The organism is Niveispirillum sp. SYP-B3756 (genome assembly GCF_009495745.1).
Lineage (GTDB): Bacteria > Pseudomonadota > Alphaproteobacteria > Azospirillales > Azospirillaceae > Niveispirillum.
Genome location: NZ_WIDQ01000007.1, coordinates 178,615 through 192,869 on the forward strand (window position 1 = coordinate 178,615; position 14,255 = coordinate 192,869).

At 60.5% G+C, this 14,255-nt stretch carries 16 protein-coding genes; 2 read left to right on the forward strand and 14 right to left on the reverse strand.

The features are described 5' to 3' along the window. Window positions 1-58: 58 nt before the first annotated feature. Window positions 59-601, forward strand: a complete 543-nt coding sequence (locus GE253_RS15890) for a peptidoglycan-binding protein (protein WP_173012671.1) — start codon at window positions 59-61, stop codon at window positions 599-601. 14 nt (window positions 602-615) lie between these two features. Here GE253_RS15890 and GE253_RS15895 read toward each other — a convergent pair whose 3' ends face one another. Together GE253_RS15895 and GE253_RS15900 are read right to left on the reverse strand one after the other, a co-directional pair. Further along, complete coding sequence (locus GE253_RS15895) at window positions 616-960, reverse strand: hypothetical protein (RefSeq protein WP_153205133.1); 345 nt, start codon at window positions 958-960, stop codon at window positions 616-618. A gap of 81 nt (window positions 961-1,041) precedes the next feature. Next, the gene (locus GE253_RS15900) at window positions 1,042-1,884 is read right to left on the reverse strand and encodes a ferritin-like domain-containing protein (protein ID WP_153205134.1); all 843 of its coding nucleotides are present in this window, start codon (window positions 1,882-1,884) and stop codon (window positions 1,042-1,044) included. Between the two features lie 518 nt (window positions 1,885-2,402). Here GE253_RS15900 and GE253_RS15905 point away from each other — a divergent pair. Then, complete coding sequence (locus GE253_RS15905; RefSeq protein ID WP_153205135.1) at window positions 2,403-3,623, forward strand: hypothetical protein; 1,221 nt, start codon at window positions 2,403-2,405, stop codon at window positions 3,621-3,623. Here GE253_RS15905 and GE253_RS15910 read toward each other — a convergent pair. The 12 genes from GE253_RS15910 to GE253_RS15965 form a co-directional block, all read right to left on the reverse strand. Next, the gene (locus GE253_RS15910) at window positions 3,550-4,695 is read right to left on the reverse strand and encodes an acyltransferase (protein ID WP_153205136.1); all 1,146 of its coding nucleotides are present in this window, start codon (window positions 4,693-4,695) and stop codon (window positions 3,550-3,552) included. The two genes, GE253_RS15905 and GE253_RS15910, sit on opposite strands and share 74 nt — an antisense overlap. Window positions 4,696-5,045: 350 nt before the next feature. Then, window positions 5,046-5,390, reverse strand: coding sequence for an iron-sulfur cluster assembly accessory protein (locus tag GE253_RS15915; RefSeq protein WP_153205137.1), 345 nt, complete (start codon window positions 5,388-5,390; stop codon window positions 5,046-5,048). 17 nt (window positions 5,391-5,407) lie between these two features. Next, window positions 5,408-5,758 (reverse strand): SUF system Fe-S cluster assembly protein, encoded by a 351-nt coding sequence (locus tag GE253_RS15920; RefSeq protein ID WP_247878697.1) that lies wholly within the window; start codon window positions 5,756-5,758, stop codon window positions 5,408-5,410. A gap of 54 nt (window positions 5,759-5,812) precedes the next feature. After that, complete coding sequence (gene sufU / locus GE253_RS15925) at window positions 5,813-6,295, reverse strand: Fe-S cluster assembly sulfur transfer protein SufU (RefSeq protein WP_153205139.1); 483 nt, start codon at window positions 6,293-6,295, stop codon at window positions 5,813-5,815. Window positions 6,296-6,306: 11 nt separating this feature from the next. Then, complete coding sequence (locus tag GE253_RS15930; RefSeq protein ID WP_153205140.1) at window positions 6,307-7,587, reverse strand: cysteine desulfurase; 1,281 nt, start codon at window positions 7,585-7,587, stop codon at window positions 6,307-6,309. After that, the gene (locus GE253_RS15935; RefSeq protein ID WP_153205141.1) at window positions 7,584-8,489 is read right to left on the reverse strand and encodes a GNAT family N-acetyltransferase; all 906 of its coding nucleotides are present in this window, start codon (window positions 8,487-8,489) and stop codon (window positions 7,584-7,586) included. Before GE253_RS15935 ends, GE253_RS15930 begins: the two co-directional genes overlap by 4 nt. Continuing rightward, window positions 8,489-9,832: a Fe-S cluster assembly protein SufD gene (sufD, locus tag GE253_RS15940; protein WP_153205142.1), complete on the reverse strand. Its 1,344-nt coding sequence runs from the start codon at window positions 9,830-9,832 to the stop codon at window positions 8,489-8,491. Before sufD ends, GE253_RS15935 begins: the two co-directional genes overlap by 1 nt. A gap of 3 nt (window positions 9,833-9,835) precedes the next feature. Next, on the reverse strand, window positions 9,836-10,720 hold the full coding sequence (locus GE253_RS15945; protein WP_153205143.1) for a GNAT family N-acetyltransferase: 885 nt from the start codon (window positions 10,718-10,720) through the stop codon (window positions 9,836-9,838). A gap of 16 nt (window positions 10,721-10,736) precedes the next feature. Next, window positions 10,737-11,492, reverse strand: coding sequence for a Fe-S cluster assembly ATPase SufC (gene sufC / locus GE253_RS15950; protein WP_089286835.1), 756 nt, complete (start codon window positions 11,490-11,492; stop codon window positions 10,737-10,739). Between the two features lie 184 nt (window positions 11,493-11,676). Then, complete coding sequence (locus GE253_RS15955; protein ID WP_153205144.1) at window positions 11,677-11,961, reverse strand: GIY-YIG nuclease family protein; 285 nt, start codon at window positions 11,959-11,961, stop codon at window positions 11,677-11,679. Between the two features lie 164 nt (window positions 11,962-12,125). Continuing rightward, window positions 12,126-13,607: a Fe-S cluster assembly protein SufB gene (gene sufB / locus GE253_RS15960; RefSeq protein ID WP_153205145.1), complete on the reverse strand. Its 1,482-nt coding sequence runs from the start codon at window positions 13,605-13,607 to the stop codon at window positions 12,126-12,128. A 35-nt stretch (window positions 13,608-13,642) separates the two neighbouring features. Next, complete coding sequence (locus GE253_RS15965) at window positions 13,643-14,098, reverse strand: SUF system Fe-S cluster assembly regulator (protein WP_153205146.1); 456 nt, start codon at window positions 14,096-14,098, stop codon at window positions 13,643-13,645. Between the last annotated feature and the right edge of the window lie 157 nt (window positions 14,099-14,255).

Sequence of the window (14,255 nt, forward strand, 5' to 3'; positions counted from 1 at the left end):
GCCACCCTTGGCGGCCAGCATGGGCAATCGGATGTCACAACCCGCCGGACCCAATCCCATGCGCCGCCTGTCCCTTGCCCTGATGGCCCTGATCGCCACCCCCATGCTGGCCAGCCCTGCCCTGGCCACCCCGCAGCCGGAATGGCACCGCGCCTGTGCCGCCGATGGGGTGGTGCCGCTGCAATCCGTGCCGGTGATCAAACAAATTCAGACAGAACTGGCCATTGCCGGCTTCGATGCCGGCAAGCCCGATGGTACCGTCGGCCGTGGCACGCGCCAGGCCATCCGCGATTACCAGAAACAGGCCGGGTTGAAGCCTGATGGCTGCCCGTCAGAGGCGCTGTTGCAGCGCCTCTCCTTCGGTTTGCCCAAGGTCTATAACAGCCGCCGCCCGGCCATACCGACGGAGACGGTGCAGGTTCAGGAAGAATTGTTACGCCGGGGGTATTGGACTGGGCCGGCGGATGGTCGCGTCGGCAAGGCCACCGCTGAGGCGATCCGTCAGTTCGAACTGGATAATGACCGCCCGCTGACGGGTGAGATCAGCCCCACCCTGTTACAGGATCTGAAGACGGGCGACCTGTCCAAGCGACGGAACTGAGCTTCCGCCGTACGTCACCAGGGTCGGGCATTGGGCTGGCCCTGGACGGTGCCACCATTCGCGCTGGGAACAACGGTTTTGCCGGCATCCGGGTTGGGGCTGTCGGTCATGCGGTCCAGCCGGCGGTTGGGCGGGGCTTCTTTGCCATAGATCTTGTTCAGCCGTTCGAATTCCTTCTGGTGGAATTCGTTCTGTTCCTGAAAGTCGGGCTCCCCATCACGGCGGCCGCGTACGATGATTTCCTCCTCCATGGCGGGCGGCTCGGCTTTCTTGTCACCCGTTGCCGGCGGCTCTGCCAGCACGGGCGAGTACCAGGCCAGTGCGGCAAGCACCAGGGGGAACAGCACCCGTTTCGTCATTTGTGTCACCGCCGTCTCGCACAGGCCCTATGATTGGGCCTTTGTTTCACCCTGCCACAAGATAATGGAACCGAACAGGGTTCACGCGCTGTGGGGCAGGTCACTGGCCAGTGGTTCATACCAGTCCGATGGCAGGCCCGCCAGTTCGCGCGACAGGCCATTGAAGGGGCGCTTCAATTCCCCCTTGAAATGGGTGCGCACCAGATGCTGCCACCAGGGGCCAGCCTCCTGGCCCAGGCAGCGGGCCGCCTGTTCAAACCAGCGGCGGCCGGCGGCCACATGTCCCACCTCTTCCGCCAGGATAATCTCCAGCACGGCCACGCTGTCCCGGTCGCCGGCCTTGGTCAGGCTGTCGATGATGGCGGGTGTCACGTCCAGTCCGCGCGCTTCCAGCACCATCGGCACGACGGCCAGCCGGGCCGGCAGATCATGCGCCGTCACCTCGCTGGCCTGCCACAAGCCATCATGGGCCGGCAGGTCGCCATAGGCAGCGCCAAAATGGGCCAGCCGGTCGGCGACCAGCGCATGGTGCTTGGCCTCCTGCTCCGCCACGCGCACCCAATCATCATAGAAGGCGCGCGGTAGCGGCGTACCATCGGGAAGGGTGCGAAACCGGGCCACGATGTCCCAGGCCAGATCAATGGCGTTCAGTTCAATATGGGCGATGGCGTGCAACAGCGCGATGCGGTTGGCGATGCTTTGCCCCTTGCCGCGCTTGGGCATATCCTTGGGGTGGCGCAGTTCTGGCTTGGCAGGGCGCGCGGGCCGGGAAGGCGGGCTGCCCTGGCCGATTTCGCTGATGCGCCCCTCGCGCCAGGCGGCGGCAAGGGTGCGGGACAGGCGCACCTTGTCGGCGGCGTCCGGCGTGGTCAGCACCGCGATAGCGGCGTCGGCAAGGGTGGGTATGGGGGTGGCAGCACTCATAGGCGACCCGGTATCGCGGAACGCCCGCCGGGGCAAGGGTGGATTAGCGCAGGGCGCCCCGGACCAACAGGCAAAAAGCCAAGAGCCAGCCCAGCAAGGCTGCCATCAGCCAAACCGGATCGGTGATCCGGGTCAACAGCAGGGGGAGGGGGGCGGCCGCGAAGCAGATCGTGGCAGCTTTGTGGTTTGGCTTAACCCATGGCCGCATCATCGGCTGCCCTATTCATTACATCGTAAAGTTTTTAGCATAGCCGCAGCGCACCTTCCAGTCCGGTCTCTTGAAGGTGACGCCGGACTGGAACTGATTTGCTTGATCCTATACTCAATTGCCTTGATCGTCGGCGCCAACATGCCAACGGCTTGGCTTCACGTGGCACGGGCCGCGCGGCGGCGGTCGCAACATTACCAAGTTGCGATGCGTTCTGCTCATCCCAACTTGATCTTAAGCACTATCATTCGATAATGAGGCGTGCTTAAACTTGGGCCTCTATTTTCCTTTGGTTGCGGCGCGGTCCCTGATGCCAATTATCATTTTTTTATTGAGCATCTTTCTGATTTTTCCATCCCAACATGTGGCTCATGTCACCGGTGGTACGATTGGCCTTCTCCTTTATCTGATCCTGCCGACAGTCTCTTTCAGCATTCTGCTGGCAGTGGAACGCTCCAAGCCGTGGGCTCAATGGGTACGACGCCATGAAAAATGGCTGCTGGCCTTGGCCTGCGCCATTCTGGTTGCAATGTTCGTCATAAGATATCCCCTATCCCAGGCGGGATTATTGGGGGCTGGGACAGACCGCGACGAGGCATTGGATATCGGCATCAGCCGGCTTCTCGCCGGTGAATTCCCATATTATGTACGTACCTATTTGGGTGGAAGATTGACACCCATGCCGGGCGCATTCTTGCTGGCAGCCCCTTTTCATCTGCTGGGCGGCGCGGCTTGGCAGAATCTACTATGGGGACCGATCGGGCTTATTTTGCTGACGAGCATGGCGAGCGGACTGCAGGCGCGTGCAGCATTTGCTATTGTCGCTTTTTTCGGTCAGCCCCTCCTGTTGCAGGATTACATGCATGGCGGTGACCTTGGGGTTAATTGCTTTTATGTCGCTGCGGCGTTAATGCTGGTACACCATGTTGGTGCTGAAGGAAAACCAAGGCGCTGGAAGTTAATAGTTTCCGCAATATTTTTGGGTATTGCCATCGTCTCCCGTCCAATTTTCGCCAGTGCTGCGATTCTCGGTGTTTCTTACATTTTTGGCCGCTGCGGTCGACATTATACAGTCATTTTTACTGCTGCACTTGGTGTCGTTATCACTATTTTGGTTGTGCCATTTCTGCTTTACGATGCATCGGCATTTCTGCCCCAACATCTGATTTCTCTGTTACCGAAGGCATGGTTTGGCATCAGCATCGCTTTGGGTATTGCCGGCCTTCTGGTCGCAACGGCACCAGCCTACTGCAAAATCAGGCGGTTGTCGGGATTATATGGCTGCCTTGCCATCAGCCTGGGGCTTATGGTCGTCATGCCTGTCTTCTATAATCCTCATGTTAATGGGAACATACTGAGCCAATCCCCTCGCGTCATCGCCTTCGCTTTACCGGCGTGCCTGTTTGCTGTGCTGGCGTTGTTACCCAAACTTGCCAGAAAAGACCCCGCTTCCAGTGTCAATCTTTCTTCGGACGAAGCCGAAAAATGGAACGGATATCCCGCCCGCCAAATTCAAAATAGCGGTAACTGAGCGTAGAAATTATAAGTAAGAAGCCAATGTAGAGTGGCAGATTTTCTATCCGTTCTATGAAGTTTAATTTTCTTCCCGTGACAAGTTGATCCAAGAGCGGTTTATGCCAAAGATAAATACTATAGCACATAACACCAATCGCGCGCAGGGGCCACAGTGTGAGTACAGCGTCCAGCCAGCTATGGCGCGAGAAGAGAAAACCAATACAAAATAACAATGAAATATCCAGAAGAATAGTTAGAAAAATCTTAGAGTAAATTGAAACGACACCCAGGTACCAGAAGTGCCACAGAGCCAGAACGGCAAATGTTCCGCCGATCCCCAGAACGATGAAGCTCCCCCAATTCAGTAACCGGGATCGCGCCCTCACAAGATCGACCGCCAACATACCAAACAGGAAGTCCGGCAGGCGTGCCGGCAAACTATCCGCGATCCAGTGAAGCCCACCAGATGCGTTCGGGGGAGTTGCGTTAATCCCACGCAATAGGAAGGTGACGGCTACAGCGACGATCAGCAAGGTGTTTCGGTGCCGCTGATAAAGGGGGAGTAATAGGGGAAACAGCAGGCTGAACCATATTTCCAGCCCGATTGACCAAAATGGATAATTGAAGCGGGGTGCGAAGCTGGATGGATGGAAGTTGAATGAAGCAGTCAGCAGCATCAAAATATAAACCCAGTCGCGCAAACTATCAGTGTTGAAAGGATCCTTCAATCCATAGCCGATACAGACAAATCCCACAAAATAATAGAGCGGAAGTAAGCGCTCTAAACGGTGTCGGAGAAATTTCTTGGCATCCCCCAAGTTCTCCATCTTTTTCTCTCCACGGGCGTAGGGAAGATAAAGAACGGCCCCAGATAGAAAGAAGAAAAGACTGACGCCAAGCCAGCCATTTTGTAAAATTAGCTTAAAAGGAAGCCACAGTTCGTTGATGGGAGATTTAATAGAATTTGGACTTACATATCCAACCGCAAAATGATGAAATACCACGCCGATAATGGCAATAGCTCGCAAGCCATCAATTACTGGAACAGGATTGAGGTCAATAGGCGCTGTTGAGTGTTCCCGATTCAATTTTCCTCTCCAGGAATACTTAAATATGCATTAACGCCAAACCACCCAAAGGCGGGCCATTAGGCAGATATGATACCGATATGTTCTTGCCTCGCCAAGTCGAGGACGCTTCATGGTCCTCTCCCGAAGATTGATATAATATCAAAATTCAGGGGACATGGCTCTTCATATGAGCGTTTTCTTCAGACGCCGCGTGTCCTTATCATGCTGTAGGACCTGTGCTTTCATGAGGCGCGCGCAAGCGGTCGCCTATCTCCAATGGAAATATCCATGATCTCCGGATAAGAGGGTAAAAATAATTTAATATTCAATCTAAAATTCGGCTACAGACAGTAGCCGACGCCTCAAGTTTATACCATAAAGCTCTCGCCGCAACCGCAGCGTGCCTTTTCGTTCGGATTTTTGAAGGTGAAGCCGGACTGGAACTTATCCTCGCTATAGTCCATCTCCGACCCGATCAGGAACATGGTGGCGGCAGGGTCGATCAGGATGGTGACCCCCTTATCCTCCACCACCTCCTCGAACAGCTTCTTTTCCTCAGCATATTCGACGAAATAGCTCATGCCTGAACAGCCGCGCGCCTTCACGCCCACGCGCAGGCCGATGATCGGCTTGTCGGACCGGCTGATCAGTTCCTTCACCCGCTCGGCGGCGGCGTCGGTGATGGTCATTGCCTTGGGCAGGGGACGGGCCATGGTCGGGCTCCTTCACATCAAAACATGTTCAACGCGATACGCGCTTCGTCGCTCATGCGGCTGGGATCCCAGGCGGGTTCCCAGATCAGATCGACCCGCGCGCTGCGCACACCGTCAACGGCCTGCACCACCTGCTGCACCTGGCCCGGCATTTCGCCGGCCACCGGGCAGGCGGGGGCGGTCAAGGTCATTTCGATCTCGACATCGCCTTCCGCATCCACATCGCAGCGATAGATCAGGCCCAGTTCATAGATATTCACCGGGATCTCCGGATCATAGACCGTGCGCAGGGCTTCCACCACCCGGTCGGCCAGCGGCGCGTCGGGGGGAAGCTTCTCATCTTCCGGTACTTCCGCCGGGCTGCCCATGAAAATGCCGGGGGCGATGGGGCGTGGATTGCTGCTCATTTTTTTTCGTCCCCCTCAGAAGGCGGAATTTTCGGTGGAAGTGACAGGGTCGCCATGCAAGGCGGCCTTCATCGTGTGCCAGGCCAGCGTGGCGCATTTCACCCGCATGGGGAATTCGCGCACGCCCGACAGCACGGCCAGCTTGTCGGTCGCATCCTCGTCCAGATTCTCATGGACGCCCTGTTCATCATCATCCTTGGTGCAGACATCGTGGAAATACTCGAACAGGGCTTCGGCCTCCGCCGCCGGCTTGCCACGCAGGATTTCCGTCATCAGGCTGGCGCTGGCCTGACTGATGGCGCAGCCGCGCCCGTCAAAGCGCAGATCCTGGATGATGCCGTTCCCATCCACGGTCAGATAGACATTGATCTTGTCGCCGCACATCGGGTTGTCGCCGCGCGCGGTGCGGTTATAGCTCTCCGGCTTGCCGAAGTTCCGCGGGTTCTTGCCGTGGTCCAGGATCACTTCCTGGTAAAGGTCGCGCAAATCATCAAACATGGGGGAAGCCCTTACCCAAAGAAACTCTTGGTCGCCAACACCGCATCCACCAGCGCATCCACCTCCGCCTCGGTATTATAGGCAGCGAAGCTGGCGCGGGCGGTGGCACCCACGCCGAACCGGTCCATCAGCGGTTCGGCGCAATGCCGGCCCACCCGCACGGCCACGCCCCGGCTGTCCAGCAGCGTGCCGATATCATGCGGATGGATGCCATCCATGGTGAAGCTGATGATGGCGGCCTTGTCCGGCGCGGTGCCGATGATGCGCACGCCGTCGATCTCTGACAGCCGGCCGGTGGCATAGGCCAGCAGCCTTTGTTCATGGGCATGGATGGCATCCATGCCCAGTGCGGTCACATAATCAATCGCAGCACCTAAGCCGATGCCTTCCACGATGGCCGGCGTCCCCGCCTCAAACCGATAGGGGGCTTCGCGGTAGGTGGTGTGGGCGAAACTGACGGTGGAGATCATGTCGCCGCCGCCCTGCCAGGGCGGCATGGCATTCAGATGCTCCATCTTGCCATACATCACACCGATGCCGGTGGGGCCGTACAGCTTGTGCCCGGTGAAGACATAGAAGTCAGCGTCGATGGCCTGCACATCCACTGGCTGGTGCACGGCGGCCTGGCTGCCATCAAACGCCACCGGAATGCCCTTGGCATGGGCCAGTTGGGCAATACGCTTGGCCGGGTTCACCGTGCCCAGCACATTGCTGGCATGGGTGATGGATACCAGCTTCACATTGTCGGTCAGCAACTGGGCATAGGCGCTCATGTCCAGCGAGCCATCATCTAGGACCGGCACCACCTTGATTTCAATGCCGATCTGGTCGCGCAGCAACTGCCAGGGCACGATATTGGCGTGATGTTCCATCCAGGAAATCAGCACCGCATCGCCCGCCTTCAGGAACCGCCGGCCCCAGCTTTGGGCCAGCAGGTTGAACGCTTCCGTGGCGTTGCGGGTGAAAACGATGTTCTCCCGGCTGGGCGCGTTCAGGAAGGCGGCCACCTTGTCGCGCGTGCCCTCATACAGGTCGGTCGAGCGCTGGGAGAGGAAATGCACGCCGCGATGCACATTGGCGTAATCGTTCTCCAGCAGGTGCGACATGGCGTCGATCACCTGGCGCGGCTTCTGGGCCGAGGCACCATTATCCAGATAGACCAGCGGCTTGCCGGGCCGGCCTTTGCGTTTATGCACCAGCCGGGTCAGAATCGGGAAATCCTGGCGCACACGCTCCACATCATAGGGCGCATTGCCAAGGCTGGTGGGGGAAAGGGTGGCGGTATCGCTCATGGTGTCGTCCCCAGGGGCCGGCGCAGCCAGTAACGGCCATGGCCCAACAGATAATCCTCGATATGCAGCACAGGCGCGTAGCCCTGGGCCTGGAAGAAGCCCGGATGCTGGAATGCCATCGTGCAGGCGGTGGCCCAGCGACAGCCGACCTCTGCCGCCGTCGCTTCTGCCGCGGCCAGCAGCCGGCTGCCCAAACCTTGGCCGCGCTGGGCCGGTTCCACCCAGCAATCAACCAGGGTGAAGTACCCATTGTCGACGACGCCCATCACACCGCCCAGCGGGTCGCCCGCAGCATTGCGGGCCATCACCGTCAGTTCGGTGTAAAGCCGGTCAATATGCAGCAGCCAATGGGCATCCAGCCCTTCCTCCACCAGCCGCACATCCTCATGCGCGGGCGGGGCGGAAACCTCCAGCCGCAGGCCCGGCGGCAGGTCCGGTGCCGGGGCCTTCTCGGCCAGCGGGCTTTTACGGAAATACAGCCGGTCATGCCCGCCGGTGAAATCCACCATCACGCCCATGGGTACATAGCCCAGGCGCGGATAGAAATCCGGCGCCTGGAACCGCATGGTATTGACCAGGGCGCGGGTGCAGCCGCGCTTGGCGGCCAGTGCCTCCCCGGTCCGCATCAAGGTGGCGGCCAGCCCGTGACGACGCCAGGGCGCATCCACCCACAGCATATGCAGATAGGCATCGCCCCCACGCAGCCAGCAGACCAGCCCGGCCACGATGCGCCCGGTTTCGTCCTTGATGAACAGGCCCGCATCCTCCCGCCCCACGCCCAGGGCCGCGCGCTCGGCCGCCGACACCCGGTCGTGCAGCCAGCGCAGCGCCGACATATCCGCTGGATGGCAGATTTCCAGCGCCAGATCGGCCAGGGAGCTGGGGTGGGCGGCGGCGTTCATCAGGCGCGTTCCGTTCCCATCCAGGCCGCTGCGGCGGCACGGAAATAGGCGCGGACCTGTTCGTCGATGATCTCGTCCATCGCTTCATCCAGGAAGGCACCGATCAGCATCACGCGGGCCATGTCGCGCGGCACGCCACGGGCCCGCAGATAGAACATCTGATCCTCGTCCAGTTCGCCCGCCGTGGCCCCATGGCTGCACTTCACATCATCGGCATAGATTTCCAGTTCCGGCTTGCTGTTGATCTCCGACGTTTCCGACAGCAGCAGGGCGCGGTTCAACTGGTAACCATCGGTCTTCTGCGCATCGGGGCGGACGATGATCTTGCCCTGGAAGACGCCGCGCGCCTTGCCGTCGATGACACCCTTCACCACCTCGCGGCTGGTGCAGTTGGGCTTGGCATGGTCGATCAGGGTGGTGATGTCGCTGACCTGATCGCCGCCGATGGCATAGGCACCAGACACCCGCGCCTCAATCTTCTCACCCCCCAGCACCTGCCGCGCCTCATGCCGGGCCAGACGGGCACCTAAGTTCAGCACGAACGTGTCATAGGTGCTGGCATCGGCCAGATGGGTGTTCAGCGTGGCGATGTGGAAGGCGTCCGTCCCTTCGCGCTGGATCTTGTAATGGTGCAGCCGGGCACCCTTGCCCACTGCCACATCGGCGGCGATGTTGGACAGGTAGGCCGCACCCGGCTGGCCGGCATGATGTTCCACGATGGTGGCTTCCGCCCCATCCTCCACCACCACCACCAGACGTGGGTGCCAGGCAGCGGCCACGCCCGCCGGGGCCAGGAAAACCAGTTCCACCGGCTGGGCCAGCTTCACACCCGCTGGCACGTGCAGCAGCACGCCATCGGCCAGGAAGGCGGCATTCAGCGACCGCATCGGGTGATCAGCACCGGGGAAGCGGGCCAGCAGCCCCTCCATCCGGTCGGCCAGCCCCTGCGGGTCAGCTTCCATCTGCGCCGACAGGGCATCCAGCAGCACGCCATCGGGCAGGCCCTGGATGCGCGACAGGTCAGCCCGGAACTGCCCGCCGATGAAGACCAGACGCGGCCCCGCCGCTTCCAGGGCGGTGGGGATGGCATCCACCGGCACGGACTTGGCATCCGGGGCCGGCGACAAGGACAGCTTGTCCAGCCCGCGCAGGTTGGTGAATTTCCACGCTTCATTCCGGGTGGTGGGCAGGCCCGCCTTGGCGAAACGCTCCATCCCCTCCGCCCGGAAGCAGGCCAGCCAGGGATGTGCCACCGGGGCCAGGGCAGGCTGCGCCTGCTTCACCTGTTCGATGAAGGAAGCAGCGCCCTGGGGGCTATGGGTCGGGGTCAGTTCGCCACTCATCTCTCAAAGCCGCATTTCATAGAAGTTCATGCCCATGCCCGGCACCGGGCTCGCCACATAGGCGAAGCGCTGGAAACCGTGCTTCGGATAGAATTTGGGGGCCTGGCAATCCATCGTTTCCACCCCCGCCCGCGTGCAGCCCATGGCCCGGCCTTCATCCAGCGCGCGGGCCAGCATGTCGAACCCGACACCGGTGCCGCGCAGCCGATCATCCAGCCAGACCATATCGACCATATAGTCGCCCTGGGTGGCGTAGCAGAGGGCGCCGCCCAGCACGGCATGGCTGGCCCGGTCACGCACCATGGCTGCCACCAGGGTCAGCGGCTGGGCCAGCATCAGGCGACGCCGCCGGTCGGTCACGGCCCAGGCATCCCGGCCCAACTGGCGGGACGGTGGGGCGTGCAGGGCGATGGACAGGCCCTCGGCATTCGGCGGGCTGTCCGGGTAGGCCACCGGCTTTTCCATCACGGTGAAGGGCCGGCCATTGACATGCCCATCCACCTGCTGGCGGACCGTGAAACCATAGGTGCTGTAGGGTGCCGTATCATCATGGGCGCGGATGTAGAACTCCATCCGCGTCATGTTGCGCCGCGCCAGTTCCTGCTCCGCCAGCCCTAGCAGCACGGCCACAGCCCCCGGATGGTCCACCGCACCTTGCAGTGACCAGACACCCCAGAAGCAATAGGCGGTATCGCCCCAGCCGATCAGCGTCATGCCGGCGGCGGGGGCACCCGTCTCCGGGTCACCGATCACCAGCATAAAACGGTTGTGACTGGGCGGCAGATGGGCCGTGTTATAGGCCATCAGGCCGGCAATCACCGGTTCGGCCTCCGGGCTGGAGGCCGTGATATCCCGTTCCAGGCTGATATAGGTGTCGGGGGCGGCCATGGCGTGTCGCTTTTCCTCAGGCCGCCGCGTCGCTGATGCCGAACTCGGCATAGCCCTTGGCTTCCAGCTCCAGCGCCAGTTCCTTGCCGCCGGTCTTCTGGATGCGGCCATTGGCCAGCACATGCACCACGTCGGGCACAATGTAATCCAGCAGGCGCTGGTAATGGGTGATCACCAGCATCCCGCGTTCCGGGGAACGCAGCTTGTTCACGCCCTCAGCCACGATCTTCAGCGCGTCAATATCCAGGCCGCTGTCGGTCTCATCCAGAATGGCCAGCTTCGGCTGAAGCACGGCCATTTGCAGCGCCTCGTTGCGCTTCTTCTCCCCGCCGGAGAAGCCCACATTGACGGCGCGCTTGATCATCTCGTCAGTCATGGAGAGATCCTTGGCCTTGGCCCGGATCAGCTTCAGGAACTGCATGGCATCCAGCGGGGATTCGCCGCGCGTCTTGCGGATGGCGTTCAGCGCTTCCTTCAGGAAGGTGGCATTGGTGACACCGGGGATTTCCACCGGATATTGGAAGGCCAGAAACAGGCCGGCAGCGGCGCGTTCTTCAACCTCCAGGGCCAGCAGGTCTTGGCCGTCGAAAGTGACGCTGCCTTCGGTGATCTCATAGCCCTCGCGGCCGGCCAGCACATAGGACAGCGTGCTTTTGCCTGCCCCGTTGGGGCCCATGATGGCATGGACCTCACCAGCATTGATGGTCAGATCAACCCCCTTGAGGATCGCCTTGCCATCGACCGAGGCATGAAGATTCTTGATTTCGATCAGGGACATAACGCTGCTCCGTACTGCCGGATCTGACCCGGTTCCTGTCTTTTCACTACATTGCCGCCCTCTCAACCGTCACCCCGGCGAAGGCCGGGGTCCAGTTCACAGGGCGAGGCGCTTCAGGCATGGCCCCCGGCCTTCGCCGGGGTGACGGTTGAGGGACTCGTATCGGATTTTCCGAACCTCACAGCAGATCGCCTGCAAGGTCGTTCCAATCCGGGTTCGCACTCTCAACCAACCGTATTTTCCAGTCCCGCTTCCATTCCTTCATCTGCTTTTCCCGTCGGATCGCATCGTCGATGCGGTCGAAGGTCTCGCAGTAAACCAGGGTGGCGATGCCGTACTTCTTGGTAAATCCATCGACCAGACCTTCCCGGTGTTCGTAAATTCGCCTGCTGATATCGCTGGTTACGCCGATATAGAGCGTCCCATTGCGGGTACTGGCGAGGATGTAAACGTAACCGGGCATTCTCCTCTTTGCCTTTTCCTGATCCCATCATCCTTGTGAGGGGCGGGGTACAGAATCATCGAGCGCTTTGCTCTACGAAACTGGACCCCGGCCTTCGCCGGGGTGACGGTGAAGGGGGCGGATGACGGAAGAGGAGCGAAAACGGCAACGCCTCTCTCCCCCCATCACCCCACACTCCCCTCCAAACTGATCGCCACCAGCTTCTGCGCCTCCACGGCGAATTCCATCGGCAGTTCCTTCAGCACTTCCTTGCAGAAGCCGTTTACGATCAGCCCGACCGCGTCTTCTTCCTTCAACCCGCGGGAGCGGCAATAGAAGAGCTGGTCTTCGCTGATCTTGGCCGTCGTCGCCTCATGCTCCACCCGCGCCGTGCGGTTCTTGCTTTCGATGTAGGGCACGGTATGGGCCCCGCATTTATCGCCGATCAGCAGGCTGTCGCATTGGGTGAAGTTGCGGGCGTTCTGGGCCTTGGGCAGAATGCGGACCAGGCCGCGATAGGTGTTCTGCGCCTTGCCGGCCGAAATGCCCTTGGAGATGATCGTGGACCGGGTGTTCTTCCCGATATGGATCATCTTCGTTCCGGTATCGGCCTGCTGCATATTGTTGGTGATGGCGACCGAATAGAACTCGCCCACCGAATTATCACCCTGCAGAATGCAGCTTGGATATTTCCAGGTGATGGCCGACCCGGTTTCCACCTGGGTCCAGCTCACCTTGGAATTACGGCCCCTGCAGGCGGCGCGCTTGGTGACGAAATTATAGATGCCACCCTTGCCATTCTCGTCGCCCGGATACCAGTTCTGCACCGTTGAGTACTTGATGGTGGCGTCATCCAGCGCCACCAGTTCCACTACGGCGGCGTGCAACTGGTTCTCGTCCCGCTGCGGGGCGGTGCAGCCTTCCAGGTAGCTGACGTAGGAACCTTCGTCGGCAATGATCAGCGTGCGCTCGAACTGCCCCGTATTCTTCGCATTGATGCGGAAATAGGTGGACAGTTCCATCGGGCTGCGCACGCCCTTGGGGATATAAACGAAGCTGCCATCGGTGAAGACGGCGCAGTTCAGCGTGGCGAAGTAATTATCCGAATAGGGCACGACGGAGCCCAGATACTGGCGCACCAGTTCCGGATGGTTCTGCACCGCCTCGCTGATGGAACAGAAGATGATGCCCTTCTCTTCCAGCTTCTTCTTGAAGGTGGTGGCCACCGACACCGAATCGAACACGGCATCCACGGCGATGGAGGGGCTGTCGCCAGCGCCTTCGACACCGGCCAGGATGGCCTGTTCCTTCAGCGGGATGCCCAGCTTTTCATAGGTCTTCAACAGCTCAGGATCGACCTCATCCAGCGATTTCGGGCCGGGCGTCGTCTTGGGCGCTGAGTAGTAATAGCTGTCCTGATAGTCGATGGGCGGATAGTGCAGCTTGGCCCAATCCGGCTCTTCCATCGTCAGCCAGTGGCGATAGGCCTTCAGCCGCCATTCCAGCAGCCACTCCGGCTCCCCCTTCTTGGCGGAGATGAAGCGGACGATTTCCTCAGACAGGCCCTTGGGCGCGGTTTCCGCCTCAATATCCGTGAAGAAGCCGTACTTGTACTTCGCTTCCGCCAGATTGCGGACCTGTTCGATGGTCTGTTCGGTGGCGGCCATGGCCTGAAAGCTCCCCTAAACGATGCCGTTCCCGATCAACCGGCCAGCGCCGCCGGCGGGGCCGGGGCGTGGATGAAGTCAATCGTGGACGGTGCGGCCATATCGGCCAGCGTCACATCCTGAAGTGCGCGGCGGACCGCGCTGTTCACCTTGTCCCACGCGCTCTTGCGGGCGCAGAGGCTGAGCACCCCGCACGACCCGCTGCCGCCATCCACACAATCGGTCAAGGCGATCGGACCCTCGATCGCCTCAATGATATGCACCACATTGATGGCGGTGGGGGCCTTGGCCAGCGTATAGCCGCCCGTGGCCCCGCGATGGGATTGCAGAAGGTCGCCGCGCGCCAGCAGCTTCAACAGCTTCTGGACCGTCGGCATCGGCAAGCCCGTGCGGTCGGCCAGCGACGTGGCGGTATGCAGCGCACCATCGGTATGCGCCAGCGTGGCCAGGACGACCACGGCATAATCCGTCATTTTGCTGAGCCTCAGCATGGGTTGTTGCGACTCCTTCTCAATTCAGTACCAATCTAGTACTGATTAAGTGAGCCGCCAGCCGGCGATAGTCAAGCATCGCGCTTCAAGCTGTTGTCACAGGTGACATGCATGGGCCGAAAGGCGGGCGGCGCGGATACAAAAAGGGGCAGCCGGA